At 71.1% G+C, this 23330-nt stretch carries 18 protein-coding genes; 14 read left to right on the forward strand and 4 right to left on the reverse strand.

Annotated elements, in window-relative coordinates; genetic code table 11:
- Positions 1-14 precede the first annotated feature (14 nt).
- From araB to ACRAKH_RS12120, 14 genes are all read left to right on the forward strand, one after another.
- Complete coding sequence (gene araB, locus ACRAKH_RS12055; RefSeq protein ID WP_380726274.1) at positions 15-1673, forward strand: ribulokinase; 1659 nt, start codon at positions 15-17, stop codon at positions 1671-1673.
- Positions 1674-2327, forward strand: coding sequence for an L-ribulose-5-phosphate 4-epimerase (locus tag ACRAKH_RS12060; protein ID WP_380726272.1), 654 nt, complete (start codon positions 1674-1676; stop codon positions 2325-2327).
- 20 nt (positions 2328-2347) lie between these two features.
- Positions 2348-3856 (forward strand): L-arabinose isomerase, encoded by a 1509-nt coding sequence (gene araA / locus ACRAKH_RS12065; RefSeq protein WP_380726270.1) that lies wholly within the window; start codon positions 2348-2350, stop codon positions 3854-3856.
- A gap of 52 nt (positions 3857-3908) precedes the next feature.
- Positions 3909-5021, forward strand: a complete 1113-nt coding sequence (gene chvE, locus ACRAKH_RS12070; protein WP_380726268.1) for a multiple monosaccharide ABC transporter substrate-binding protein — start codon at positions 3909-3911, stop codon at positions 5019-5021.
- 7 nt (positions 5022-5028) lie between these two features.
- Positions 5029-6555 carry a multiple monosaccharide ABC transporter ATP-binding protein gene (gene mmsA, locus ACRAKH_RS12075; RefSeq protein ID WP_380726266.1) on the forward strand — a complete coding sequence of 509 codons (1527 nt, stop codon included), beginning with the start codon at positions 5029-5031 and terminating at the stop codon, positions 6553-6555.
- The gene (gene mmsB / locus ACRAKH_RS12080) at positions 6552-7772 is read left to right on the forward strand and encodes a multiple monosaccharide ABC transporter permease (RefSeq protein WP_380726264.1); all 1221 of its coding nucleotides are present in this window, start codon (positions 6552-6554) and stop codon (positions 7770-7772) included. The genes mmsA and mmsB overlap by 4 nt, the downstream gene beginning before the upstream one ends.
- Before the next feature lie 51 nt (positions 7773-7823).
- Positions 7824-9026, forward strand: a complete 1203-nt coding sequence (locus ACRAKH_RS12085; RefSeq protein WP_380726262.1) for a C39 family peptidase — start codon at positions 7824-7826, stop codon at positions 9024-9026.
- A gap of 398 nt (positions 9027-9424) precedes the next feature.
- Positions 9425-10549: a hypothetical protein gene (locus tag ACRAKH_RS12090; protein ID WP_380726258.1), complete on the forward strand. Its 1125-nt coding sequence runs from the start codon at positions 9425-9427 to the stop codon at positions 10547-10549.
- A gap of 37 nt (positions 10550-10586) precedes the next feature.
- A complete protein-coding gene (locus tag ACRAKH_RS12095; RefSeq protein ID WP_380726256.1) occupies positions 10587-11717 on the forward strand; it encodes an ROK family transcriptional regulator in 1131 nt (376 codons plus the stop codon).
- Between the two features lie 58 nt (positions 11718-11775).
- Positions 11776-12561, forward strand: a complete 786-nt coding sequence (locus ACRAKH_RS12100; RefSeq protein WP_380726254.1) for a DeoR/GlpR family DNA-binding transcription regulator — start codon at positions 11776-11778, stop codon at positions 12559-12561.
- Between the two features lie 428 nt (positions 12562-12989).
- Positions 12990-13619: a substrate-binding domain-containing protein gene (locus ACRAKH_RS12105; protein WP_447009965.1), complete on the forward strand. Its 630-nt coding sequence runs from the start codon at positions 12990-12992 to the stop codon at positions 13617-13619.
- 167 nt (positions 13620-13786) lie between these two features.
- Positions 13787-14908: an ABC transporter substrate-binding protein gene (locus ACRAKH_RS12110; protein WP_380728101.1), complete on the forward strand. Its 1122-nt coding sequence runs from the start codon at positions 13787-13789 to the stop codon at positions 14906-14908.
- Positions 14905-15837, forward strand: a complete 933-nt coding sequence (locus ACRAKH_RS12115) for a carbohydrate ABC transporter permease (RefSeq protein ID WP_380728099.1) — start codon at positions 14905-14907, stop codon at positions 15835-15837. The genes ACRAKH_RS12110 and ACRAKH_RS12115 overlap by 4 nt, the downstream gene beginning before the upstream one ends.
- Positions 15834-16649: a carbohydrate ABC transporter permease gene (locus ACRAKH_RS12120; RefSeq protein WP_380728097.1), complete on the forward strand. Its 816-nt coding sequence runs from the start codon at positions 15834-15836 to the stop codon at positions 16647-16649. The genes ACRAKH_RS12115 and ACRAKH_RS12120 overlap by 4 nt, the downstream gene beginning before the upstream one ends.
- Positions 16650-16728: 79 nt before the next feature.
- On the opposite strand, the gene ACRAKH_RS12125 is transcribed toward ACRAKH_RS12120, so the two are convergent.
- The 4 genes from ACRAKH_RS12125 to ACRAKH_RS12140 all read right to left on the reverse strand — a co-directional run bounded on the left by ACRAKH_RS12125 (position 16729) and on the right by ACRAKH_RS12140 (position 23233).
- Positions 16729-19413, reverse strand: coding sequence for a lectin (locus tag ACRAKH_RS12125; RefSeq protein ID WP_380728095.1), 2685 nt, complete (start codon positions 19411-19413; stop codon positions 16729-16731).
- A 181-nt stretch (positions 19414-19594) separates the two neighbouring features.
- The gene (locus ACRAKH_RS12130) at positions 19595-20560 is read right to left on the reverse strand and encodes a TolB family protein (RefSeq protein ID WP_380728093.1); all 966 of its coding nucleotides are present in this window, start codon (positions 20558-20560) and stop codon (positions 19595-19597) included.
- Positions 20557-21768 (reverse strand): MFS transporter, encoded by a 1212-nt coding sequence (locus ACRAKH_RS12135; protein ID WP_380728091.1) that lies wholly within the window; start codon positions 21766-21768, stop codon positions 20557-20559. The genes ACRAKH_RS12130 and ACRAKH_RS12135 overlap by 4 nt, the downstream gene beginning before the upstream one ends.
- Positions 21769-21838: 70 nt before the next feature.
- Complete coding sequence (locus ACRAKH_RS12140) at positions 21839-23233, reverse strand: CBM96 family carbohydrate-binding protein (RefSeq protein ID WP_380728089.1); 1395 nt, start codon at positions 23231-23233, stop codon at positions 21839-21841.
- Positions 23234-23330: the final 97 nt, after the last annotated feature.

The following is a 23330-nucleotide window of genomic DNA, read 5'->3' on the forward strand; positions in this document are numbered from 1 at the left end:
TAACACTCGTCACCATGGCGAGCGATCCAGTGGTGGTGGGTGTCGACTTCGGCACGTTGTCCGGCCGCGCGGTGGTGGTGCGGGTGCGCGACGGCCTCGAATTGGGCACCGGGGTGCATGACTACCGGCACGGCGTGCTGGACCGGGCGCTGCCCGACGGCAGGCCGTTGCCGCCGGACTGGGCGCTGCAGGTGCCCCAGGACTACGTGGACGTGCTGAAGCACGCCGTCCCGGCGGCCGTCGCCGACGCGGGGGTCGACCCGGCCGACGTCATCGGCATCGGCACCGACTTCACCGCGTGCACGATGGTCCCGGTCAAGGCGGACGGCACGCCGCTCAACGAGCTGCCGGAGTTCGCGGACAACCCGCACGCGTACGTCAAGCTGTGGAAGCACCACGCGGCCCAGCCGCAGGCCGACCGGATCAACCACCTCGCCTCGCTGCGCCGGGAGAGCTGGCTGCCCCGCTACGGCGGCCTCATCTCCTCCGAGTGGGAGTTCGCCAAGGGCCTCCAGCTGCTGGAGGAGGCGCCCGAGGTCTACGCGGCGATGGACCACTGGGTCGAGGCCGCCGACTGGATCGTCTGGCAGCTCGCGGGCACGTACGTCCGCAACGCCTGCACCGCCGGCTACAAGGGCATCTACCAGGACGGCTACCCGTCCGAGGACTTCCTGGCCGCGCTGAACCCCGACTTCAAGGGCTTCGTCGCGGAGAAGCTGGACCACCCGCTCGGCCGGCTCGGCGACCGCGCCGGCGGCCTCACCGAGCAGGCCGCCGAGTGGACCGGCCTGCGGCCCGGCATCGCGGTGGCGGTCGGCAACGTCGACGCGCACGTGACCGCGCCCGCCGCGCGGGCCGTCGAGCCCGGCCAGATGGTCGCGATCATGGGCACGTCCACGTGCCACGTCATGAACGCCGACGTCCTGGCCGACGTGCCGGGCATGTGCGGTGTCGTGGACGGCGGGATCGTGCCCGGCCTGTGGGGCTACGAGTCCGGCCAGAGCGGCGTCGGCGACATCTTCGCCTGGTTCGTCGAGCACAACGTGCCGCCGGAGTACCACGAGAAGGCCCGTGAGCGCGGCATCACCGTGCACGAGCTGCTGACCGAGCTGGCCGCCGAGCAGCGCATCGGCGAGCACGGCCTGATCGCGCTCGACTGGCACAGCGGCAACCGCTCGGTCCTGGTGGACCACGAGCTGTCGGGCGTCGTCGTCGGGCAGACGCTCGCGACCCGCCCCGAGGACACCTACCGGGCGTTGCTGGAGGCCACCGCCTACGGCACGCGGGTGATCGTGGACTCCTACACCGACGCGGGCATCCCGGTGACCGAGCTGGTGATCGCGGGCGGCCTGCTGCGCAACCCGCTGCTGATGCAGATCTACGCCGACGTGACGAACCTGCCGCTGTCGGTCATCGGCTCCGAGCAGGGCCCGGCGCTCGGCTCGGCGATGCACGCCGCCGTGGCCGCGAAGGCGTACGAGGACATCCGCGCCGCCGCAGACGCCATGGGCTCGGTCAAGCGCGGCGTCTACCTGCCGATCCCGGCGAACGTCGAGGCGTACGAGTCGATGTTCGTCGAGTACCAGGAGCTGCACGACTACTTCGGGCGCGGCGTCAACGAGGTCATGCACCGGCTGAAGGCGCGCCGTCGCGCCGCGAAGGGGGAGAAGTAGGTGTCCGCCGTCTCAGACCTGCGCCGCACGGTCGCCGAACTGCACCGCGAGCTGACCCGGTACGAGCTGGTGATCTGGACCGCGGGCAACGTCTCCGCCCGCGTGCCAGGCCAGGACCTGATGGTCATCAAGCCGTCCGGCGTGTCCTACGACCATCTGACGCCCGAGGCGATGGTCGTCACCGACCTGCACGGCAACCTGGTGGAGGGCGACTACTCGCCGTCCTCGGACACCGCCGCGCACGCGTACGTGTACCGGCACATGCCCGAGGTGAACGGCGTGGTGCACACGCACTCGCCGTACGCCACGGCGTGGGCCGCCCGCGGCGAGCCGATCCCGTGCGTGCTCACCATGATCGCCGACGAGTTCGGCGGCGACATCCCGGTGGGGCCGTTCGCGCTCATCGGCGACGACTCGATCGGCCAGGGCATCGTGGAGACGCTGCGGGAGAGCCGGTCGCCCGCCGTGCTGATGCGCAACCACGGCCCGTTCACGGTCGGCAAGGACGCCCGGTCGGCGGTGAAGGCCGCGGTGATGCTGGAGGACGTGGCCCGCACCGTCCACTTCGCGCACCAGCTGGGCACGCCGAAACCGATCGAGCAGCACCACATCGACAGCCTCCACGCGCGCTACCAGAACGTCTACGGGCAATGAGCCCACGAGGGGAGCCCCGCATGTCCACTGCCGGGAAGCCGCAAGTCTGGTTCCTGACCGGGAGCCAGCACCTCTACGGCCCGGAAACGCTCGACCAGGTCGCCCGGCAGTCGCAGCAGATCCAGCGCATGCTCACCGAGTCGGGGCGGATCGCCGCGGAGATCGTGTGGCGGCCGGTGCTGACCGACACCGCCGCCATCCGCGACGTGATGCTCGCGGCGAACTCCGACCCGTCGTGCATCGGCGTGATCGCGTGGATGCACACGTTCTCGCCCGCGAAGATGTGGATCACCGGGCTGGACGCGCTGCGCAAGCCGCTGCTGCACCTGCACACGCAGCTGAACGAGGCGCTGCCGTGGTCGACGATCGACATGGACTTCATGAACCTCAACCAGGCCGCCCACGGCGACCGCGAGTTCGGGTTCATCCAGACCAGGATCGGCGTGCACCGCAAGACCGTCGCGGGCCACGCGAGCGACCCGGTGCTGGCCGAGCGGATCGACGGCTGGGTGCGCGCCGCCACCGGCTACAGCCACCTGAACGGGATGAAGCTGGCCCGGTTCGGCGACAACATGCGCGGCGTCGCGGTGACCGAGGGCGACAAGGTGGAAGCCGAGCTGCGCTTCGGCGTCTCGGTGAACACCTACGGCGTCAACGACCTGGTCGCAGTCGTGGACGCGGTGCCGGACGACGAGGTGGACCTGCTCGTCGCCGATTACGCCGACGCCTACCGGCTCGCGCCCGAGCTGCAGCGGGGCGCCGAGCGGCACGAGTCGCTGCGCTACGCGGCGCGCATCGAGGCCGGCCTGCGCCGGTTCCTCACCGAGGGCGGCTTCGGCGCGTTCACCACGAACTTCGAGGACCTGGGCGGGCTGCGGCAGCTGCCGGGCCTGGCCGTGCAGCGGCTCATGGCCGACGGCTACGGCTTCGGCGGCGAGGGCGACTGGAAGACGTCCGCGCTGCTGGCCGCGGTGAAGGCGATGGGCGCCGGCACGGGCCGCGGCACGTCGTTCATGGAGGACTACACGTACCACTTCGGCCCCGGCGAGCCGAAGATCCTGGGCGCGCACATGCTGGAGGTCTGCCCGACCATCGCGGCCGACCGCCCGTCGTGCGAGGTCCACGCGCTGGGCATCGGCGGCCGGGAGGACCCGGTGCGGCTGGTGTTCGACGCGGCGGCGGGGCCCGCCGTGGTCGTCGGCCTGGCCGACCTGGGGGAGCGGTTCCGGTTGGTGGCCAACGAGGTCGAGGTCGTGCCGCCGGACGAGCCGCTGCCGAACCTGCCGGTGGCCCGCGCGGTGTGGAAGCCCGCGCCGTCGCTGTCCACGTCGGCCGAGTCGTGGCTGACCGCGGGCGGCCCGCACCACACCGTGATGACGCAGGCCGTGGGCGCCGAGGTGCTGAGCGACTTCGCGAACATGGTGAACACCGAGCTCGTCGTCATCGACCGCGACACGACCACCGCGTCGTTCAGCGACCGGCTGCGCTGGAACCAGGCGTACTTCCGGCTCGCGCAGGGCCTGCGCTAGCCGCCCCGCGCCGCCCGAAGGCCACACCGCCACCCCGAGGAGAAAAGAAACAATGGAGTTTCCACGGTTCGCCGCCGTCGCCGTGGCGGCAGCCCTCACGTTGTCCGCGTGCGGCTCGGCGGAGAAGACCGTCGACCAGCAGACCGGGTCGAGCGAGGGCGCGCTGGTCGGCGTGACCATGCCGACCCGCTCGTCCGAGCGCTGGATCCACGACGGCGACAACATCAAGAAGGCGTTGGAGGCGAAGGGCTACAAGGTCGACCTCCAGTACGCCGAGAACGACATCCCGACGCAGGCCAACCAGATCGAGAACCAGATCACGAAGGGCGCGAAGCTGCTCGTCGTGGCGTCGATCGACGGCACCGCGATCACGTCGCAGCTGCAGCAGGCGCAGGACGCCAACATCCCGGTCATCGCCTACGACCGGCTGCTGCGCAACACCGACAGCGTCGACTACTACGCCACGTTCGACAACTTCAAGGTCGGCGTGCAGCAGGCCACCTCGCTGCTGACGGGCCTCGGCGTGCTCAAGGCCGACGGCACGCCCGGTGACGCGAAGGGCCCGCTGAACGTCGAGCTGTTCGCCGGCTCGCCGGACGACAACAACGCCACGTTCTTCTTCAACGGCGCGATGTCGGTGCTCCAGCCGCACATCGACAAGGGCACGCTGGTGGTCAAGAGCGGCCAGACCGACTTCAAGACGGTCGCCATCCTGCGCTGGGACCCGGCGACGGCCCAGAAGCGCATGGAGGACCTGCTCACGTCCACCTACGGCGGCGCGCAGGTGAACGGCGTCCTGTCGCCGTACGACGGCCTGTCCATCGGCATCCTGTCCGCGCTGAAGAGCAGCGGCTACGGCACCGCGGGCAACCCGTACCCGATCGTCACCGGCCAGGACGCCGAGGTCGCCTCGGTGAAGTCGATCATCGCGGGCGAGCAGTTCTCCACCATCCACAAGGACACCCGCCAGCTGGCGGAGGTCACCGTGAAGATGGCGGACTCGGTGCTCAAGGGCGAGAAGCCCGAGGTCAACAACGAGAAGGACTACGACAACGGCAAGAAGGTCGTGCCCTCGTTCCTGCTGGAGCCGGTCATCGTGGACAAGACCAACTACCAGAAGGTGCTCGTGGACAGCGGCTACTACACCGCGGACCAGTTGAGGTAATCGGGTCATGTCCGACGACATCCTGGTGATGCGCGGCATCACCAAGCGGTTCGCCGGGGTCACCGCGCTGCACGACGTCACGCTGTCCGTGCGGCGCGGTGAGATCCACGCGATCTGCGGTGAGAACGGCGCGGGCAAGTCCACGCTGATGAAGGTGCTCTCCGGCGTCCACCCCCACGGGTCGTACGAGGGGGAGATCGTCTTCGAGGGCGAGCCCTGCTCGTTCGGCGGCGTCCGCGACAGCGAGCGGCGCGGCATCGTGATCATCCACCAGGAGCTGGCGCTGTGCGGCCAGCTGTCCATCGCCGAGAACCTGTACCTCGGCAACGAGCGGGCCAAGCGCGGGTTCATCGACTGGAACCGCACCAACCACGCGGCGGGCGCCCTGCTCGCCCGCGTGGGCCTGCACGACAACCCCACCACGCCCGTGCACGACCTGGGCGTGGGCAAGCAGCAGCTGGTCGAGATCGCCAAGGCGCTGGCCAAGGACGTCAAGCTCCTCATCCTGGACGAGCCGACGGCCGCGTTGAACGACGACGACTCCGCGCACCTGCTCGACCTGCTCGACGGGCTGCGCGCCGAGGGCATCACCTCGGTGATCATCTCGCACAAGCTCAACGAGCTCACCAGGATCGCGGACAGCATCACGATCCTGCGCGACGGCCGCACCATCGAGACGCTGCCGGCTCACGACGTGAGCGAGGAGCGGATCATCGCGGGCATGGTCGGCCGCGACCTGGAGCACCGGTTCCCGCCCCGCACCCCGAAGGTGGGGGAGGAGGTGCTGCGGATCGAGGACTGGACCGTGCACAGCCCGTCCCAGCCGGACCGGGTGGTGGTCGACCGCGCCACGCTGTCGTTGCGGCGCGGCGAGATCGTCGGCCTCGCCGGCCTGATGGGCGCGGGCCGCACCGAACTGGCGATGAGCGTGTTCGGGCGGTCCTACGGCGTCGGCGTCTCCGGCCGGGTGGTCAAGGAGGGCCGCGAGATCGACACGCGGACCGTCCGCAGGGCCATCGAGCACGGCCTGGCCTACGTCAGCGAGGACCGCAAGCGGTACGGGCTCAACCTGATCGAGGACGTCAAGCGCAACGTGTCCGCGGCCGGGCTCCACAAGCTGGCCACGCGCGGTTGGGTGAACGCGAACGAGGAGTTCTCCGTCGCCGAGCGGTTCCGGCGCTCGATGAACATCAAGACCTCGGGCGTCGGCACGCCGGTGGGCACGCTGTCCGGCGGCAACCAGCAGAAGGTCGTGCTGGCCAAGTGGATGTTCACCGACCCCGAGGTGCTCATCCTCGACGAGCCGACGCGCGGCATCGACGTCGGCGCGAAGTACGAGATCTACTCGATCATCAACGACCTGGCCGACCAGGGCCGCGCGGTGCTGGTCATCTCCTCCGAGCTGCCGGAGCTGCTCGGCCTGTGCGACCGGGTCTACACCCTGTCCGAGGGCCGGATCACCGGCGAGTTCGACCGCGCGGAAGCCACCCAGGAACGCCTGATGCACCACATGACCCAGGGACAGACCTCATGAGCACAGAACTGGCACCGGCGCCCGTGGCGAAGTCCGCCGCACCGCAGCGCCGGTTCTCGATCAACCTGCGGCAGTCCGGCATCTACATGGCGTTCGCGCTGATCGTGGTGCTCTTCACGGTGCTGACGGACGGCGCTCTGCTGCAACCGCAGAACATCTCCAACATCATCGTGCAGAACTCGTACGTGCTCATCCTGGCCATCGGCATGATCCTCGTGATCATCAACGGGCACATCGACCTGTCCGTCGGGTCGGTGGTCGCGCTGACCGGCGCGATCTGCGCGGTGCTGACCGTGCAGATGGGCCTGCCGTGGCCGTTGGCGGTGCTGATCACGCTGCTCGCGGGGGCGGTGATCGGCGCGGCGCAGGGCTACTGGGTCGCGTTCTTCGGCATCCCGGCGTTCATCGTGACGCTGGCCGGCATGCTCGTGTTCCGCGCGTTGACGCTCACCGTGCTGGGCAACCAGGGCATCGGCCCGTTCCCGGACCAGATCCGCACCCTGGCCAACGGCTTCACCGAGGGCTACCTCGGCAACGTCGGCCTCGGCCCGCTGGGCGGCGCGGACCTCGTCAGCCTCCTGGTGGGTGTCGCGGTGGTGGTCGGGTTCGCGTTCAACCAGTGGCGCAACCGCAAGGCGCGGCTGGGCTACGGGCAGGTCGTCGACCCGTTCCCGATCTTCGTCGCGAAGATCGCGCTGGCGGCGGCCGTGGTGCTGGCGATCGTGGTGCAGCTGGCCCGGTTCCGGAACCTGCCGTGGGTGCTCGTGCTGCTCGCGGTGCTGGCGCTGGGGTACTCGGTGATGGCGAACAAGTCGGTGTTCGGGCGGCACATCTACGCCATCGGCGGCAACCTCCAGGCCGCCACGCTGTCCGGCGTGAAGGTCAAGCAGGTCACGTTCTGGGTGTTCGTGAACATGGGTGTGCTGTCGGCGCTCGCGGGCGTGATCTTCGCGGGCCGGCTGAACCAGGCCGGTCCGACCGCGGGCACCGCGTTCGAGCTCGACGCGATCGCGGCGGCGTTCATCGGCGGCGCGGCCGTCCAGGGCGGTGTGGGCAAGGTGGTCGGCGCGATCACCGGCGGCCTGATCATGGGCGTGATCAACAACGGCATGTCGTTGATCGGCGCGCCCAGCGAGCGGGTGATGCTGGTGAAGGGCCTGGTCCTGCTGGCCGCCGTCGCGTACGACGTGTGGACCAAGCGCCGCGGCCGCGCATGACCACCTGGTCGGTTGATTACAAAGTGCCCGTCTAACGCGACAATTTCCGACATGACGCCACGGCTCGTGTCGGTGCTGTCCACCGTGCTCGCCCTCGGCCTGTCCGCCGTCACACCGGCGGTGGCCGAGGGCGAGCACGTCGACTACCGGGAGTGGCGGGCCGCGCAGCTCGCCCAGGGGGAGCACGAGGGCACCGCCCTGGTGCCCGGCGGCCTGGCCGTCGGCCGCCCGGTCGGCGTGCTGCACCACGAAGGCAGGAAGTACGACTACGCGCGGTGGACGTCACCGCGGCGGGCCACCGGGTTCGACGCCACGCAGGCCGTCGCCTCGTGGAACGCGGACACCCCGGCGGGCACGTGGGTGCAGGTCGAGCTGCGCGGCGACGGCACCCGCTGGTACGTCATGGGCCGCTGGGCGTTCGGCGACCAGGACATCAAGCGGACCACGGTCGCCAAGCAGGGCGACGAGCACGGTTACGTCGACGTGGACACGTTCGTGGCCCAGCAGCCGCTGCGCGCCTACCAGCTGCGGGTCACCCTCTACCGGCTGACCGGCGCCCGGACGTCGCCGCTGCTCCGGATGGCGGGCGCGATGGCGTCGGCGATCCCGGACCGCTTCACCGTCCCGGCGAGCACGCCCGGCGTCGCGCGGGGCATCGAGCTGCCGGTGCCGCGCTACTCCCAGAACGTGCACGAAGGGCACTTCCCGGAGTACGACGGCGGCGGCGAGGCGTGGTGCAGCCCGACGTCCACGGAGATGGTGGTCGAGTACTACGGGCGCGGTCCGACGGAGAGCGACCTCTCCTGGCTGGACCCCGAGCACGTCGACCCCACCGTGGACCACGCCGCGCGGCACACGTACGACTACGACTACCGCGGCGCGGGGAACTGGCCGTTCAACACCGCGTACGCGGCGCACTTCGGGCTGCGCGGGCACATCACGCGGATGCGCTCGCTGTCCGAACTGGAGGCCCACATCGCGCGCGGCGTCCCGGTGATCACGTCGCAGTCGTTCCGGGCGGACGAGCTGGACGGCGCCGGCTACGGCACGGCCGGCCACATCATGGTCGTCATCGGGTTCACCGAGGACGGCGACGTGATCGCCAACGACCCGGCGTCGCCGACCAACGAGGCGGTGCGCCGCGTGTACGACCGGACCCAGTTCGAGAACATCTGGCTGCGGACGAAGCGGTACCGGGCGGACGGCACGGTCGCCGGCGGCTCCGGGGGGATCGCGTACGTCATCACCCGGTAGCCCGGTTGGCGATCGGGGACTGCAACGGCGGCGCCGACCAGAACACGGCGACCCAGCACGGCGTGTGCCTGGACGTCCACAACCAGGCCACCGCGAACGGCGCCGCCGTCACCCTGCGAGAACGGGCCGATGCTGGACCCCGACCGGTGATGTCCATCGCGAGCGCCGTCCTGTACCGGTCAAGTCCGGCCTCAGCCGGGTGAGACGAGGCCCTTGACGGGGATTCGGAGTTCCGATTCACTACCTGATGGCCTGGGAACGCTCCCAGTAGCGACTCCGGTGACGGCCCGCCACGTCCCTCGGCGGGCCGTCACCACTTCTCCGCACAGATCCGAAGAAGCCTCACGATCACCGCCGCCACGCAGGAAAGCGCTTACCAACCGATCGGGAGAACATCCATGAAAGCACTCCTCGCCGTGTCAGCGTTGACAGCGGCGCTCCTCCAGGTCACCGCGCCGGAGGCCCAGGCCGCCTGCGGCGACGGCACGTACCACGCCGAGGTGACCGGGTCCGGCACCAGCTTCACCGCCCGCCGGGGCAGCCGGACGGTCTACACCGGCAGCAGCCTGCGCGCCGCGATGCAGGCCGCGAACGACAACCTCACCGCGAACCGCACCTACAAGGAGCGGATCGTCGTGCGGGCGTCCGGCTCCATCCCCGCGAGCGAGCGGTACTCGATGCGCAGCTACACCGCGATCGACGTGTGCGGCACCATCAACGTCACGGGCACCGGCACCGGCGACTACGCCCCGATCTACGCGCGCGGCGTCCGCGACATCGAGGTCCAGAACCTCACCCTCACCGGCACTCCGCTGTACGGCATCTTCATGCGCAACGTCACCAACGTGGTCATCGGCACCGTGACCATGCGCCTGTCCCGCGGCCTGGGCGTGCGCATCGACAACCGCGGCGACACCACCCAGTGGACCCGCAACGTCCGCATCGACTACGCCTACGTGCAGGGCGCGAGCTCGCACGCCGTGGAGACCTACGGCGTGGACGGCCTGACCATCGGCACGGTGGTGGCGCGCGGCGTCGGCGAGTCCGGCCTGCTGCTCAACCAGACGATCAACGCCACCGTGGGCACCGTCGACGCCGAGAACGCGGGCACCGGCACCGGCTACGCCGCGTTCCGCACCGCCAACCGCAACGGCCGGGTCGGCAGCAGCTACCCGATCAACGTCCGGGTCGGCACGGTCAAGGCGCGCGGCGGCGGTCGCGGCGTCTTCTGCGTCTCGGAGAGCGGCGGCCTCCAGATCGACCGGATCGACATCGCGCAGACGGGCAGCAACTCGATCCTGATCGAGAACTGCTACAACGTGAACATCGCCGCCCAGGGCGGCAGCGTCACCGGTCCGGGCGACATCCGGCTGGCGGCGCGCACCGAGTTCCCCGTGACGCGGGACATCCTCATCCAGAACCTCACCGTCACGAACTCGGCGATCACCGAGAGCCCGTGCGGCACGAACACCACGTTCCGCAACAACACGCTGGTCAACACCAGGCAGAGCATCTGCTCCTAGCCGTCCGGCCGGGACGGGGCGGGGGTATCTTCGGGCGGTGACCTCGGGAACCGCTCGCACCGCCCCGGCCTGGCCGGACCTCCCCGAGGTCGCCCGCGACGTGCTGCTGGAGGTCCTGATCCACGGCGCCATGCTCCGAGCCGAACTCGCCACCCGGCTGCGCCTGTCCCGGCCCACCCTGACCAGGGCCACCCGGACGCTGGTGCTCGCCGGGCTCCTGGTGGAGGGCGGCACGGAACTGCGGTCGTCCACGGGACGGCCCTCGGAGCTGCTGCGCGTGCGCGGCGAGGCCCACCACTTCCTGGGCGTGAAGCTGACCGGCGACCGCCTGTTCGCGTCGGTCACCGACCTCACCGCGACCGTGGTCGGGACGGCCGAGGAGCCGCTGCGCTCGACGGACCCCGACGACGTGGTGGCCCGGATCGCGGACGTCGCGGCGACCCTCCCGGCGGTGACCGGGATCGGGGTGACGCTCGGCGGCATCGTCCACGACGGCGTGGTGGCGCAGGCGGAGTTCCTCGGCTGGGAGGACGTCCCGCTCGTCGCCCGGGTGGCCGAGGCGACCGGCGTGCCGACGTCGGCCGACAACGACGTGCAGGCGCTCACGTCGGCCGAGCAGTGGTTCGGCGCGGGCGCGGGCCTGACGTCGATGGCGCTGATCACGGTCGGCGCCGGCGTCGGCTGCGGCTTGGTCGTCGGCGGCAGGCTGGTGGAGGGCTCGCACGGGCTGCCGCCCCGGGTCGCGCACATCCTGGTCGACCCGAGCGGGCCGGAGTGCGGCTACGGCCACCGCGGCTGCGCGTCGAGCTACCTGATGACGCACGTGATGCTGCGTGGGCTGGACGGCCCGCCGACCTACGAGGAGGCGGTGGAACGCGCGCTCGCCGGAGATCCCGACGCGAAGCGCGTGTTCGACGACGCGGGGTACGCGCTGGGCGTGCTCATCGGCACGGTGGCGAACCTCGTCGACCCGCAGAAGGTGCTGCTGACCGGTGACGGCCTGCCGCTGTACGAGGTGTCGGCCGCGCGGGTGCGCGACGGCATCGAGGCGACCTTCGAGGCCGACACCGCGTTGATCGACCTGGACGTGCGGCCGTTCGACTTCAGCGAGTGGGCGCGATCCGCCGCCGCACTGGCCATCCGGACCACGTTGACCACCGTCATCTGACGCGGTTCCGGAAGCCCCCTCGCGTCTGTAGTGTCCGTTGACTTCGGGGGAGGTCCTGGTGAACCGGTACGAGCGGCTGAACCTGCTGTTGCAACTGGTCGGCGAACGCGGCCGGGTCGAGGTGGACGACGTCGCGGCCGAGCTCGCGGTGTCCGGCGCGACCGTCCGGCGCGACCTGGACCACCTGGCGCGCCAGCAGCTCCTGACCCGCACCCGCGGCGGCGCGGTCGCGCACTCCGTGGCCTACGGCCTGCCGCTGCGCTACCGGGCGGTCCGGCGGGCGGCGGAGAAGCAGCGCATCGGCCGGGCGGCGGCCGGGCAGGTCGGGCCCGGCGCGGTGGTCGGCATCAACGGCGGCACGACGACCACCGAGGTGGCGCGGGCGCTGATGACGAGCCCCGACGTCGGCGGCGCGGCGGGGGACGGGCTGATCACCGTGGTCACCAACGCGTTGAACATCGCCCACGAGCTGGCCGTGCGGCCGCAGGTCAAGCTCGTCGTGACCGGCGGGGTGGCGCGCCCGCAGTCCTACGAGCTGACCAGCCCGCTGGCCGGGCGCATCCTCAGCGGGCTGAGCCTCGACGTGACGTTCCTCGGCGTGGACGGCATCGACCCCGACTCGGGCGCGTACGCCCACCACGAGGGCGCGGCGGACGTGGACCGGATGCTCGTCGAGCAGGCCCGGCGGGTGGTCGTGGTGGCCGACTCGTCGAAGATCGGCGCCAGGGCGTTCGCGGAGATCTGCCCCGTCGGCCGGGTGCACGCGCTGGTGACCGACACCGACGTGGCCGAGGACGACGTGCGCCGGTTCCACGACCGGGGCGTCGAGGTGATCCGCGTCTGACCCGTCGGCGCGGCCGGGTCGTGACCACCGGACGGTCACGACCCACCAACAAGACCGGATCGACGCGCCCGCCGGCCCCGGTGGCCGTGCTGCGGAACGGCGCGCGGTCCGATTCGGACGATCCCAGGGCCATGCGCGTCGTCCGCCCGCCCGGTGTCGTCGCAGCGTGCGGGGTCCGCCGGTCGGCGCGTGACGGGCCGCCCGCACGTTCTCCCTTCCTCCGCCCGCGGCACGATCGGCGACGGGCGCGGCACGGCGGTCCGTTGCGGTCCGGTCACGTCGCCCGTCCCACTCCTTGACACCGCGCTGTGGCCCGCGACACAGTGACCGCCGCCTTCGTGGGTCCAACGGGTGTGCCGGTGGTCGCGCTCAGTGATCACGGCGGCGGCAGGGGGGAGGAGCAGGCGATGGCATGTCCCGGTGATCCGATGTCGGACGGACGGGCGGCCGCGCGCGCCACCGGTTCCCGCACCTCCTCGGCGCGCCGCGGGTCGACCCCGAGTGGACGGCCGCGCGCAGCCGGCTCGTGGGCCGCCCGCACGACCACGTTCCCCGGACGACCCCGTCCGCAGTCGCGTCGCGCCCGCCGGACCGGCCGCGGGCACCGGCCGACGCCGCGGCCGGACGCGCCGCCCGCGAGCCGCCGCACCGCCCGCCACCTGCCCTCCGACCGGTCCGCGTCCCCCGGCGCGGACACCGCCGACGCGGGCGTCCGGGCCCTTCGGTCCCTTCTGGACTCCGAAGTCCTTCCCGACGCGGTGATCGCTTTGGGCGACCCGCGTGCTGTAGGTGTGCACCGTGAAGTGCGCCGCCAGGGGCTCCGGCCGGGTACGGGCGTAGCGGTGACGGCTTTCGACGACACACCGTTGGCGTCTGTTGTGGACGGCGGCCCCACCTCGGTGCGGCAACCCGTCGAGAGGTCCGCCCCAGTGGCGGCGGACCTGCTCGACAGCGCGAACGGCGATCGGGGTGTGGTGCTGCCGGGCGGGATCGTCGGCCGCGGCAGCCACCCGATCCGCTTGGCAGAGCAGGATGGGAACCGATGGGAGTTTCGGTGATGGGCGTTCGGACAACGGCGGCGCGGGCAACCGCGGCGCTGGGAGTGGCAGTTCTCCTCGCTGCCTGTGGCAGCAGCGGTGGAAACGAAGGCGGAGGGCAGCCCGGCGGTGCGCTCGAAGGCCGGGGCGAGGTCACCTTCGCCACCGGCAAGGACACGTCCGGCAACATGCAGAAGCTCGTCGACGAGTGGAACGCCTCGCACGCGAACGAGCAGGTCCGGATCATCGAACTGCCCGAGTCGGCCGACGCCCAGCGCCAGCAGATGGTGCAGAACGCGCAGGTCAAGTCCGACGCGTACACGATCCTCAACCTCGACGTGGTGTGGACGGCCGAGTTCGCGGCCAACCGCTGGGTGGCCGAGCTGCCCGCCGACCAGTTCCCGCTGGACAAGTTCCTCGCGCCCGCGGTGAAGACCGCGCAGTACCGCGACAAGCTCTACGCCGCGCCGGTGTACTCCGACGGCGGCATGCTGTACTACCGCAAGGACCTGCTCGACGCGGTCGGCGCGCAGCCGCCGAAGACGTGGGCCGAGGTGATCAGCTCCTGCCAGGCGGTGCGCGCGTCGCAGCCCCAGATCGGTTGCTACGCGGGCCAGTTCGAGAAGTACGAGGGCCTCACCGTCAACTTCGACGAGGCCGTGCACTCCGCGGGCGGCGAGGTCGTCGACGCCTCCGGCAAGCCGGTGGTCGACTCGCCCGAGGCGAAGGCCGGGCTGGACGCGCTCGTGCAGGGCTTCCAGCAGGGCATCATCCCGGCCAAGGCCATCACGTACAAGGAGGAGGAAGGCCGCCGCGCGTTCCAGGCGGGCGAGCTCCTGTACCACCGCCAGTGGCCCTACCAGTGGAACCTGGCCAGCAAGACCGACGGCTCGTCGCAGGTCGCGGGCAAGTTCGCGGTCGCGCCGCTGCCCGGCCTGAACGGCCCCGGCAGCTCCACCCTCGGCGGCCACAACTTCGCCATCTCCGCGTTCGGCAAGAACAAGGCGACCGCGCTGGACTTCATCAAGTTCTTCACCAGCGAGGCCGCGCAGCGCTCCAACCTGCTCGCCACCTCGCAGGCGCCGACCCTGTCGAGCCTGTACGAGGACGCCGAGCTGATCAAGCAGTTCCCGTACCTGCCGACGCTGAAGGAGTCGATCCTGTCGGCGAAGCCGCGCCCGCAGGCGGTCCAGTACGGCGACGTGACCACGGCCATCCAGGAAGCCGCGTACGCCGCCCTCACCGGCACGAAGACCAGTGACGTGGCGCTGAAGGACTTGCAGGCCAAGTTGCAGGAGCTCATCAAGTGACGGCGGTCGCCCGCCGCGCCCGGGGTGTCACCTCGGGCGCGGGGCGACTCGCCGCGGCGCTCCTGTCACCGACCTTCGTGGTGCTCGCCCTGGTGGTCGGGTACCCGTTGGTGGCGGCGCTGCGCGAGTCGGTGTTCCAGGAGGGAACCGACCTCGACGAGAGCGGTTTCGTCGTGGAAGGCTCGCGGTTCGTCGGTCTCGACAACTACGTCTCCATCTTCGTCGGCGAGGCGGCGACGCGGTTCTGGAACGCGTTCGGCAACACCACCCTGTTCACCGTCATCACGGTGGCGCTGGAGGTGCTGATCGGCGTCGGCATGGCCCTGGTCATGCACCACGCGCTGCGCTGGCGCGGCATCGTGCGGGCCAGCATCCTGGTGCCGTGGGCCGTGCCCACCGCCGTGTCCGCGCTGCTGTGGCGCTGGATCTTCCAGGCCGACGGCGTCGCCAACGCGATCATCGGCCAGCAGGTCCTGTGGACCACCGAGGGCTGGCAGGCGAAGGTGGCGGTGATCCTCGCGGACGTGTGGAAGACCGCGCCGTTCGTCGGCCTGCTCGTGCTGGCCGGCCTCCAGATCATCCCGAACGACGTCTACGAGGCGGCGCGGGTCGACGGCGCCTCGCCGTGGCGGCAGTTCTGGCAGATCACCCTGCCGCTGGTGAAGCCCGCGCTGCTGGTGGCCGTGCTGTTCCGCGTGCTCGACGCGCTGCGGATGTTCGACCTCCCGTTCGTGCTCGTCGGCAGCCGCAAGGATTCGGTGGAGACGCTGTCCATGGTGGCCTTCGACGAGGCGTCGAGCCTGAGGTTCGGACCGGCCGCGGCGTACGCGACGGTGCTGTTCCTGTACGTCGCCGTCACCGCCCTGGTGTTCGTGCGGCTGCTCGGCGCCGACGTGATCGGCGCGGCACGGGAGAGGACGCGGAAATGAAGGGGGTGCTGAAGTACACCGGGCTGGGTTTGATCCTGGTCTACTGCCTGGCGCCGTTCTACTGGATGGCGGTGTCGGCGTTCCGCCGCCCGTCCGACCAGTTCGAGCTGACGCCGCTGCCCTCGCCGTTCTCGCTGGACAACCTGACGGCGGTGTTCGCGCCCGGGGTCGGGTTCGGCCGGTCGCTGCTCAACAGCCTGGTCGTCGCGGGCGTCACGACGGTGCTGACGCTGATCATCGGCGTGTCGGCGGCGTACGCGCTGGCCCGGCTCAAGTTCCGGTTCAAGAACGCGGTCGCGGCGCTGATCATCGCCACGTCCATGTTCCCCGGCATCTCGCTGCTGGTGCCGCTGCTGGCGCTGTTCACCGACATCGGCTGGATCAACACCTACCAGGCGATGATCGTGCCCAGCCTGTCGTTCGCGCTGCCGCTGGCGGTGTGGAACCTGACCGCGTTCTTCCGGCAGATGCCGGAGGAGCTGGAGCAGGCGGCGATGATCGACGGCTGCACGCGCGGCCAGGCGTTCCGGAAGGTGATCCTGCCGCTGGCCGCGCCCGGCGTGTTCACCACCGCGATCATCACGTTCATCGCGGCGTGGAACGAGTTCATCATCGCGCTGTCGATGGTCAACGACAACACCATGCAGACCGCGACCGTGGCGATCTCCCGGTTCCACGGTGCGTACGGTTTCGACCAGCCGTTCGGCACGCAGATGGCCGCCGGCGTGATCGTCACCGTGCCGCTGGTCGTGCTGGTGCTGGTGTTCCAGCGGAGGATCATCGCGGGCTTGACCGCGGGCGGCGTGAAGTAGCGCCTCGCGGCCCGAAGGCCGGTCGCCACGTGTTGGGAGAGCCGTGGCGACCGGCCATTCACCTCTCGGGGTCACTCCACTACGGCAGGCGCCACTGCTGCGCGCCGGTGCCGTTGCACCCGTAGACCTGCAACTGCACGCCGTTCACGGTGGTGCTGTTCGGCACGTCGAGGCACAGGCCGGACGGCGAGTTCACCAGCGCCGACCCCTGGGGCCACCACTGCTGCGCCGCCGTCCCGTTGCACGTCCACAGCTGCACCTTGGTGCCGTTCGTGCGGCCGCTGCCGCTGACGTCCAGGCACCGGCCCAACGCGCGCAGCGTGCCGTCTGACGCGACGGTCCACTGCTGCGCGGCGGAGCCGTTGCAGTCCCACAGCCGCACCACCGCGCCGTCGACGTTCGTGCTCGGCTCGCCGTCCAGGCACTTGCCCGCCAGGCCGACGACCGCGCCGCCGCGGGCCGGGTTCGGACCGACGTCGAACGACGGTGGCGCGTCCGCAGCCGCCGAGCCCCACGTGGACGGCGACGTGCCCAGCGTGAAGTCCAGCGTGCCGCCGCGGGCGACGAACGACGCGGGCAGCCACGGCCTGGTGGACGTGACGCCGTCCACCCGCAGGGACTGGACGTACTTCGCGGTGTCGGACGCGTTCGGCGCGGTGATCGTGATGGTCACGCCGTTGCCGCGCCGGATGGTGGTGGTCGGGAACTGCGGGCTGGCCAGCACCAGCTCCGCCCGGCCGGGCGCCTGCGGGTACATGCCCAGCGCCGCCCACACCGCCCACGACGACATCTCGCCCAGGTCGTCGTTGCCCACCAGGCCTTCCGGCGTGGGCAGGAAGATGGACGTCAACGCCCGCCGCACCACGTCCTGGGTCTTGTGCGGCGCGCCCGCGTACGCGTAGGCCCACGGGGTGTTGAGCGTCGGCTCGTTGCCCAGGTAGGCGTACGGCTTCTTCGGGCCGGCGTTCAGCTCGGTGAAGAACGTGTCGAGGCGGCTGGTGACGGCGGCGTTGCCGCCCATCGCGTCGAACAGGCCGCGGTGGTTGTACGGCACCATCCACGTGTACTGCGCGGCGTTGCCCTCGACGTACTCGTTCTCCTGCACCGGGCTGAACGCGGGCCACGTCAGGTCGGCGTTGCGCGGCCGGAGGTACTTGCCGCCCGACTCGAACAGGCCGCGCCAGTTCTGCGCCCGGCGGAGGAACCGCTCCGCGGTGCCGGCGTCGTTCAACCGGGCCGCGAACTGGGAGATGGCGAAGTCGGCGCTGGTGTACTCCAGCGTGGTGGCGGCCGAGCCCCACACGTCGGGCAGGCCGGTCGGCACGTAGCCGTAGTTGTTGTACTGCAACCACCCCGGCCGCTGGCGGATGTCGTCGACGCCGGCCACCATGCGCCGCAACGCGTCCGCGGTGTCGAAGCCCGTGCCGCCGAACGCGTGCGCGGTGGAGACGATGATCGGCATCGGGTCGCCGTTCATCACGCCCGTGCCGCCGTTGGCGACGGTCCAGCGGTCGAAGTACCCGCCCTGGGCGGCCTGGTTGACGGCGGACTGCGCGATGTCCGCGGCCTCGTCCGGCCCCAGGAGCCCGATCAGGGCTATCTGCGAGCGGTAGACGTCCCAGCCGGAGAAATTCGCGTACTGGGTCCCGGTGGTCGTGCGCACCTGCCGGTCGAAGCCCGCGTACTGGCCGTTGACGTCGCTGAACACGTTGGGGTGCAGCAAGGAGTGGTAGAGCGCCGTGTACAGGGTGCGGAGCTGGGTGGTCGTGCCGCCGGTGACGTCGACGCGGCCCAGCCAGCCGTTCCACTCGGCCCGGGCGGCGGCGCGCACGTCGTCGAAGCTCCGCGTGCCGACCTCGGCGGCGAGGTTGGCCCTGGCGTTGTCGACGCTCACGAACGAGATGCCCACCCGCGCGGTGACGGTGGTGGCGTTGAACGACACGAAAGCCGACGCGGCGAACGGCGCGACGTCCTCGGTGGCGGTGGTGGCGGGGAGGTGCCGGGTGCCCGCGGTCTTGGGCGCGGGCGGGACGGAGCCCCGGCTGCTGCCCTCGACCGTGCGGCCGTTCGGGTCGATCCGGCCGTCTGCGATCGTGGCGGCGGTGGCGAACGGCTGGTCGAACGTGACGTGGAAGTGCAGCCGGTAGCGGTTGCCCGCGCCGCAGAACCCGCCGCTGTCGGTGTAGCCGGAAAGGGTGTTCGCGCCGATGGTGACGGAACCGCTCGCCGCGTTGAACGCGCGGGCGGCGTCGACGTTGAGCGAGGCCCGCTGCCCGGCGGGGTAGGTGAACCGGGCGATGCCCGAGCGCTGGTCGGCGGTGAGCTCGGTGCGGATGCCGTTGTCGAAGCGGACCGAGTACGAGCCGGGGGAGGCCTGCTCGTTCGCGTGGGAGAAGGTCGAGTACGTCGCGGGCGCGGTGCCGAGCGACGGCATGAACGGGACGTTGCCGAAGTCGCTGCACCCCGGACCCGACAGGTGGGTGAGGCTGAAGCCGCGGATGCGGTTGTCGTCGTAGTGGTAGCCGCCGTGCTGGTGGGTCACCGTGTCGGGGCTCCACTGGAGCATGCCGAACGGCGCGACGGCGCCGGGGAAGGTGTTGCCCGCGCCGCCGCCGTGACCGAAGTCCGGTCCGCCGGGCCTGGTGCCGACGAACGCGTTGACGTGCTGGGCGGGATCGGTGATGGCGTGCGCGGTCCCGGTGGCGACCGGCGCGGCGAGGGCGGCGAGGGTGAGCGCGGCGACGGCCGCGGAGCGGAGACGCATCTGTACCTCCGGCAGGGGTAGGAGGCCTGACAACGTTGTCAGGCCTCGATTCTCCCAGTGGAGGCGCAGGTCAGGAACCCGCTGTGCGGGGGAACGGCGTTGGGCCGGCGGTGTCCACCGGACAAGTGAACATATTTCACTATAGCTTCAGTGTCACCTGAAAGGATGTCACTCGGAAGGGTCATCCCAGGGGTGCCGGCGAGTTGGCCTCGGGGACCACGACGGCCGGGGCGCCGGTGCCGTCCGACGGCACGGCCCACACGTCGTTGACGCCGTCGCTGCGTTGGATGCCGTACGCGACCGTGTGCGCGTCGAGCCACGCGGGCTGGTCGTCCACGCTCCGCGTTTCCGCCAACCGGGTGATCTCTCCGGTCGCGAGGTCCATCGTGGACAGTCGCCACCCGCGCTGCGGGTCGTTGTCGATCGCCGCCTTGTAGGCGATGCGAGTCCCGTCGGGGGAGAGGGACGGGCACTCCACGTTCTCCGCGAGCGAGCGCAGCGTCCGCGCCGCGAAGTCGCCCTCCATGAGGTAGCGGCGGCCGCCCGTGGACATGGTGGCGTAGAACCGGTTGTCGTCGGACGTGAACGTGACGCCCCAGAAGTTGCGGTCGGCGGCGGCGACCACCGTGCCGTCCACAGTGGACGTGAACTCCTCCAGCGACGTGACCAGCGCGTCGGTCTCCAGGTCGAGGATGCCGGTGCTGGTGGAGAAGCCGTTGGCCGCGTACGAGTGGCCGTCCACGAACAGCGTCCACGCCACCATCCGGCCGCTCGCCGACACCCGCGTGCGGTTGGGGAAACCGGTCAGCGGCACGGTCCGGACCTCGCGCAGGTCCGCGTCCAGCACGGCCAGCTCGCCCGCCTTGAACGCGCCGACCGGCCGCAGGCACGACGTCGTCCCGCCGGCGCTGTAGACGCGGTCGCAGCGCTGCTCGGTCACCTGGCGCGGCCCGGCGGCGTCGAGCCGGGCCACGGTCGACAGGTTCCCGTTGCTCAGCACCATCAGGCGCGGCCCGGCGGCGGGCGGGGCGAGGTCGTCCGGCGCGGAGGCGGGGGACCGGTCGGACAGGGCGGTGTAGCCGACGGCGAGGACGCCGAGCAGCACGGCCACCGCGGCGGTGATCAGGAGTCGGGTGCGGTTGGTCATGAGCGGCGTCCCAGGAGTGCGACGGTGGCGGCCAGCGTGAGCGCGACGCCCGCGGCGGCCAGGCGGGTGGCGGCCTCGGGACCCCAGAACTGCCAGGCGAGGCCGAACAGCACGGACGAGCCGAGGTACGCGAGGGCCTGCCCGCTCTGGATCAGCGCGATGCCGGTGGTGCGCAGCCGTTCCGGCAGGAGCGGACCGGCCAGGGCCATCAGCACGCCGTCCGTGGCCGCGTAGAACACGCCGTACAGCGCCACGACCACGACGACGAGCGGCCACCCGCCCAGCGGTCCGAACAGCAGCAGGTACACCGCGCCGAGCGCCACGTACCCGCCGAGCATCACGGGCAGTCGGCCCACCCGGTCGGCGAGCGCGCCGAGCGGCGCCGCCAGCAGCAGGTAGACGAGGCTCGTGCCGACCGCGAGCAGCGGGAACCAGCCGATCGCCAGCCCTTCGCGCTTCTGGAGCAGCAGGTACACGAACCCGTCGCCGACGGTGGCCAGGCCGAGCAGCGACGCGGCGAGCACGACCCGGCGCACGCCCCCGTCCCGCCACAGCCCGCCGATCGCCCTGACCCGCACGGGTTCGGCCGGCAGGGGCGCGCGGTGGTCGCGCACGAACAGCACCAGGATCACCACGCCGAGGGCGGCGACGCAGAAGCTCGTCATGAACACCGAGTCGAACGACTCGCCGGCCGCCGCCAGGACGGCGAGCGCCACCAGGGGTCCGGCGAACGCGCCGATGCCGTCCATCGCCCGGTGCACGCCGAACGCCCGGCCGAGGTCGCCCGCGGGCGTGGAGAGGGTGATCAGGGCGTCGCGCGGCGCGGTGCGGAGTCCCTTGCCCGCGCGGTCGAGGGTGATGACCGCGCCGAGGGCGGCGGTGGAGGTGCCGGCGAGCAGGAGGCCGATCTTGGCGACGGCGGACATCGCGTAGCCGAATCCGGCGACCGCCTTGCGCTTGCCCGCCCGGTCGGCGAGGTAGCCGCCGACGAGCCGCAGGAGGGTGGTCGCGCCGGTGTAGACGCCGTCGATGACGCCGTACGCGGCGGGGCTGAGCTGGAGGCCGACGACGAGGTAGAGCGGCAGGACGGCGGTGACCATCTCGGACGAGACGTCGGTGACGAGGCTGACCGCGCCGAGGGCGAAGACGTTGGCGCTGACGCCTTTCCAGCCGGTGGTCTTGGTGCGGCTGATCGTGGACAGGTACACGGCACCTCCGGGCGGTGCGCCGCACCCGGTCCTCGCGTGACCGGGTGCGGCGGGTGGACGTGCGGCGGGGTCAGTGACAGGCGGTGGTGCCGCTGTCGGTGAACGTCTTGCCCGCCACGGGCACGAACTGCCAGTCGAAGCTGTTGCTGCGCAGCGTCAGCTTGAGTACGCCGTAGGTGTCGCTGTTGCGGACCTCGCTGTTGGGTCGGATGGTGCCGAAGCCGTAGTGGCTGGCGCCGCCCATGCCCGCGACGAACGTGCGGATGCCGCGCGTGGTGTCGAGGCCGCCGTTGGGGTTCTGCGGGGCGAACCGCTCGTAGTTGTGGTTGTGGCCGAACAGGACGACGTCGGCGTTGTGGTCGTACAGCGCCTGGAACAGCGGGCGCGTCGCCGTGGACGGCGCGTGGTTGGCGGCGGAGGTGAACAGCGGGTGGTGCCAGTACGCCGCCGTGCACGGCTTGGTGTTCGCGGCGAGGTCGGCGCGGAGCCACTGCTCCTGGGCGGAGCCGGCCGCCATGCTGATGTTGGAGTTCAGCGAGACGATGTGCCAGTTGCCGAGGTCGTAGGAGTAGTAGCCCCGGCCGGACGGTCCGGCGAGCGTCCCGAAGTAGTTGTAGTAGCCGGTGGCGCCGGCCGTGCCGTAGTCGTGGTTGCCGGGCGACGGGCGGGTGCGTGCCTTGTGCCTGCCCCACGTCGGGTCGTAGTAGTTGGCGAACTCCGTCGCGGTGCCGCTGTTGTAGACGTTGTCGCCGGTGGTGAAGACCGTGCCGGGGATGCTGTCGAGCAGGGCGGCGGTGGCGCTGTCGCCGGAGGCGGAGTTGGCGATGTCGCCCGCGCCGACCAGGACCGGGTCGCCGCTGGGCTGGGTCGTGGTGGTGGTCGTCGTGGTGCCGGTGGTGACGACGAGCTGGGGCGCGGTGGCGCCGGTCTCGCGCGAGTCGTAGTCGGCGCCGTCGGAGTTGGTCGACGTGACGCCGAAGCTGAACGTCCCGTTGGCCTTGACGTGCGCGGTGACGTCGACCTCGTACCAGGCGTTGCGGGCGACGGAGCCGAGCGTGCCGAGGGCTGCGCCGTCGATGGCGGGCTGGTTGTTCCAGGTCACGCCGGTCTCGGACCAGGTGGTGTTGGTCATGGCGTGGAACGTGCCGCCGGCCGGGCTGTTGGAGTTCAGCACGTCGTCGGTGTGGACGCGCAGCTTGGCGCTCGTGACGGCGCCGGACACGCCGGAGACGGCGAACTTCAGGAACACCCGCTTGATCGGCGAGCCGTCCACGCCGAGCTGCCCGCTCGTGCCGTGGTTGGTGCCGGTGGCGGAGTTGTCGACGTGGGTGTCTGCGGTGGGGGTGAACGTGCTGGTGGCCGCCGAGGCGGTGGGGAGGTGGTCTGAGGTGGCGACGACGGTGAGGGTGGCGGCGGTGACGACGCCGATGGCGAGGACCGCCAGGGGAGCCCTGCGACCTGACATGCGAAACCCTTCGCTGCTCGAACTGCCGGACAAGGCCTCGCAGAGAGTAGGGACGGGTGAGCACGGTGTGGTGATCACCGGACGGCGGGACGGTGAA

Source organism: Saccharothrix hoggarensis, from assembly GCF_052936025.1.

Excerpts from the sequence above, each read along its gene's own strand:
- ACRAKH_RS12125 (WP_380728095.1), bottom strand. The coding sequence starts at position 19,413 with ATGCGTCTCCGCTCCGCGGCCGTCGCCGCGCTCACCCTCGCCGCCCTC.
- chvE (WP_380726268.1), top strand. The coding sequence starts at position 3,909 with ATGGAGTTTCCACGGTTCGCCGCCGTCGCCGTGGCGGCAGCCCTCACG.
- ACRAKH_RS12085 (WP_380726262.1), top strand. The coding sequence starts at position 7,824 with ATGACGCCACGGCTCGTGTCGGTGCTGTCCACCGTGCTCGCCCTCGGC.
- ACRAKH_RS12110 (WP_380728101.1), top strand. The coding sequence starts at position 13,787 with ATGCAGAAGCTCGTCGACGAGTGGAACGCCTCGCACGCGAACGAGCAG.
- ACRAKH_RS12140 (WP_380728089.1), bottom strand. The coding sequence starts at position 23,233 with ATGTCAGGTCGCAGGGCTCCCCTGGCGGTCCTCGCCATCGGCGTCGTC.
- araB (WP_380726274.1), top strand. The coding sequence starts at position 15 with ATGGCGAGCGATCCAGTGGTGGTGGGTGTCGACTTCGGCACGTTGTCC.
- araA (WP_380726270.1), top strand. The coding sequence starts at position 2,348 with ATGTCCACTGCCGGGAAGCCGCAAGTCTGGTTCCTGACCGGGAGCCAG.
- mmsA (WP_380726266.1), top strand. The coding sequence starts at position 5,029 with ATGTCCGACGACATCCTGGTGATGCGCGGCATCACCAAGCGGTTCGCC.
- ACRAKH_RS12130 (WP_380728093.1), bottom strand. The coding sequence starts at position 20,560 with ATGACCAACCGCACCCGACTCCTGATCACCGCCGCGGTGGCCGTGCTG.
- ACRAKH_RS12120 (WP_380728097.1), top strand. The coding sequence starts at position 15,834 with ATGAAGGGGGTGCTGAAGTACACCGGGCTGGGTTTGATCCTGGTCTAC.
- ACRAKH_RS12105 (WP_447009965.1), top strand. The coding sequence starts at position 12,990 with ATGTCGGACGGACGGGCGGCCGCGCGCGCCACCGGTTCCCGCACCTCC.
- mmsB (WP_380726264.1), top strand. The coding sequence starts at position 6,552 with ATGAGCACAGAACTGGCACCGGCGCCCGTGGCGAAGTCCGCCGCACCG.
- ACRAKH_RS12090 (WP_380726258.1), top strand. The coding sequence starts at position 9,425 with ATGAAAGCACTCCTCGCCGTGTCAGCGTTGACAGCGGCGCTCCTCCAG.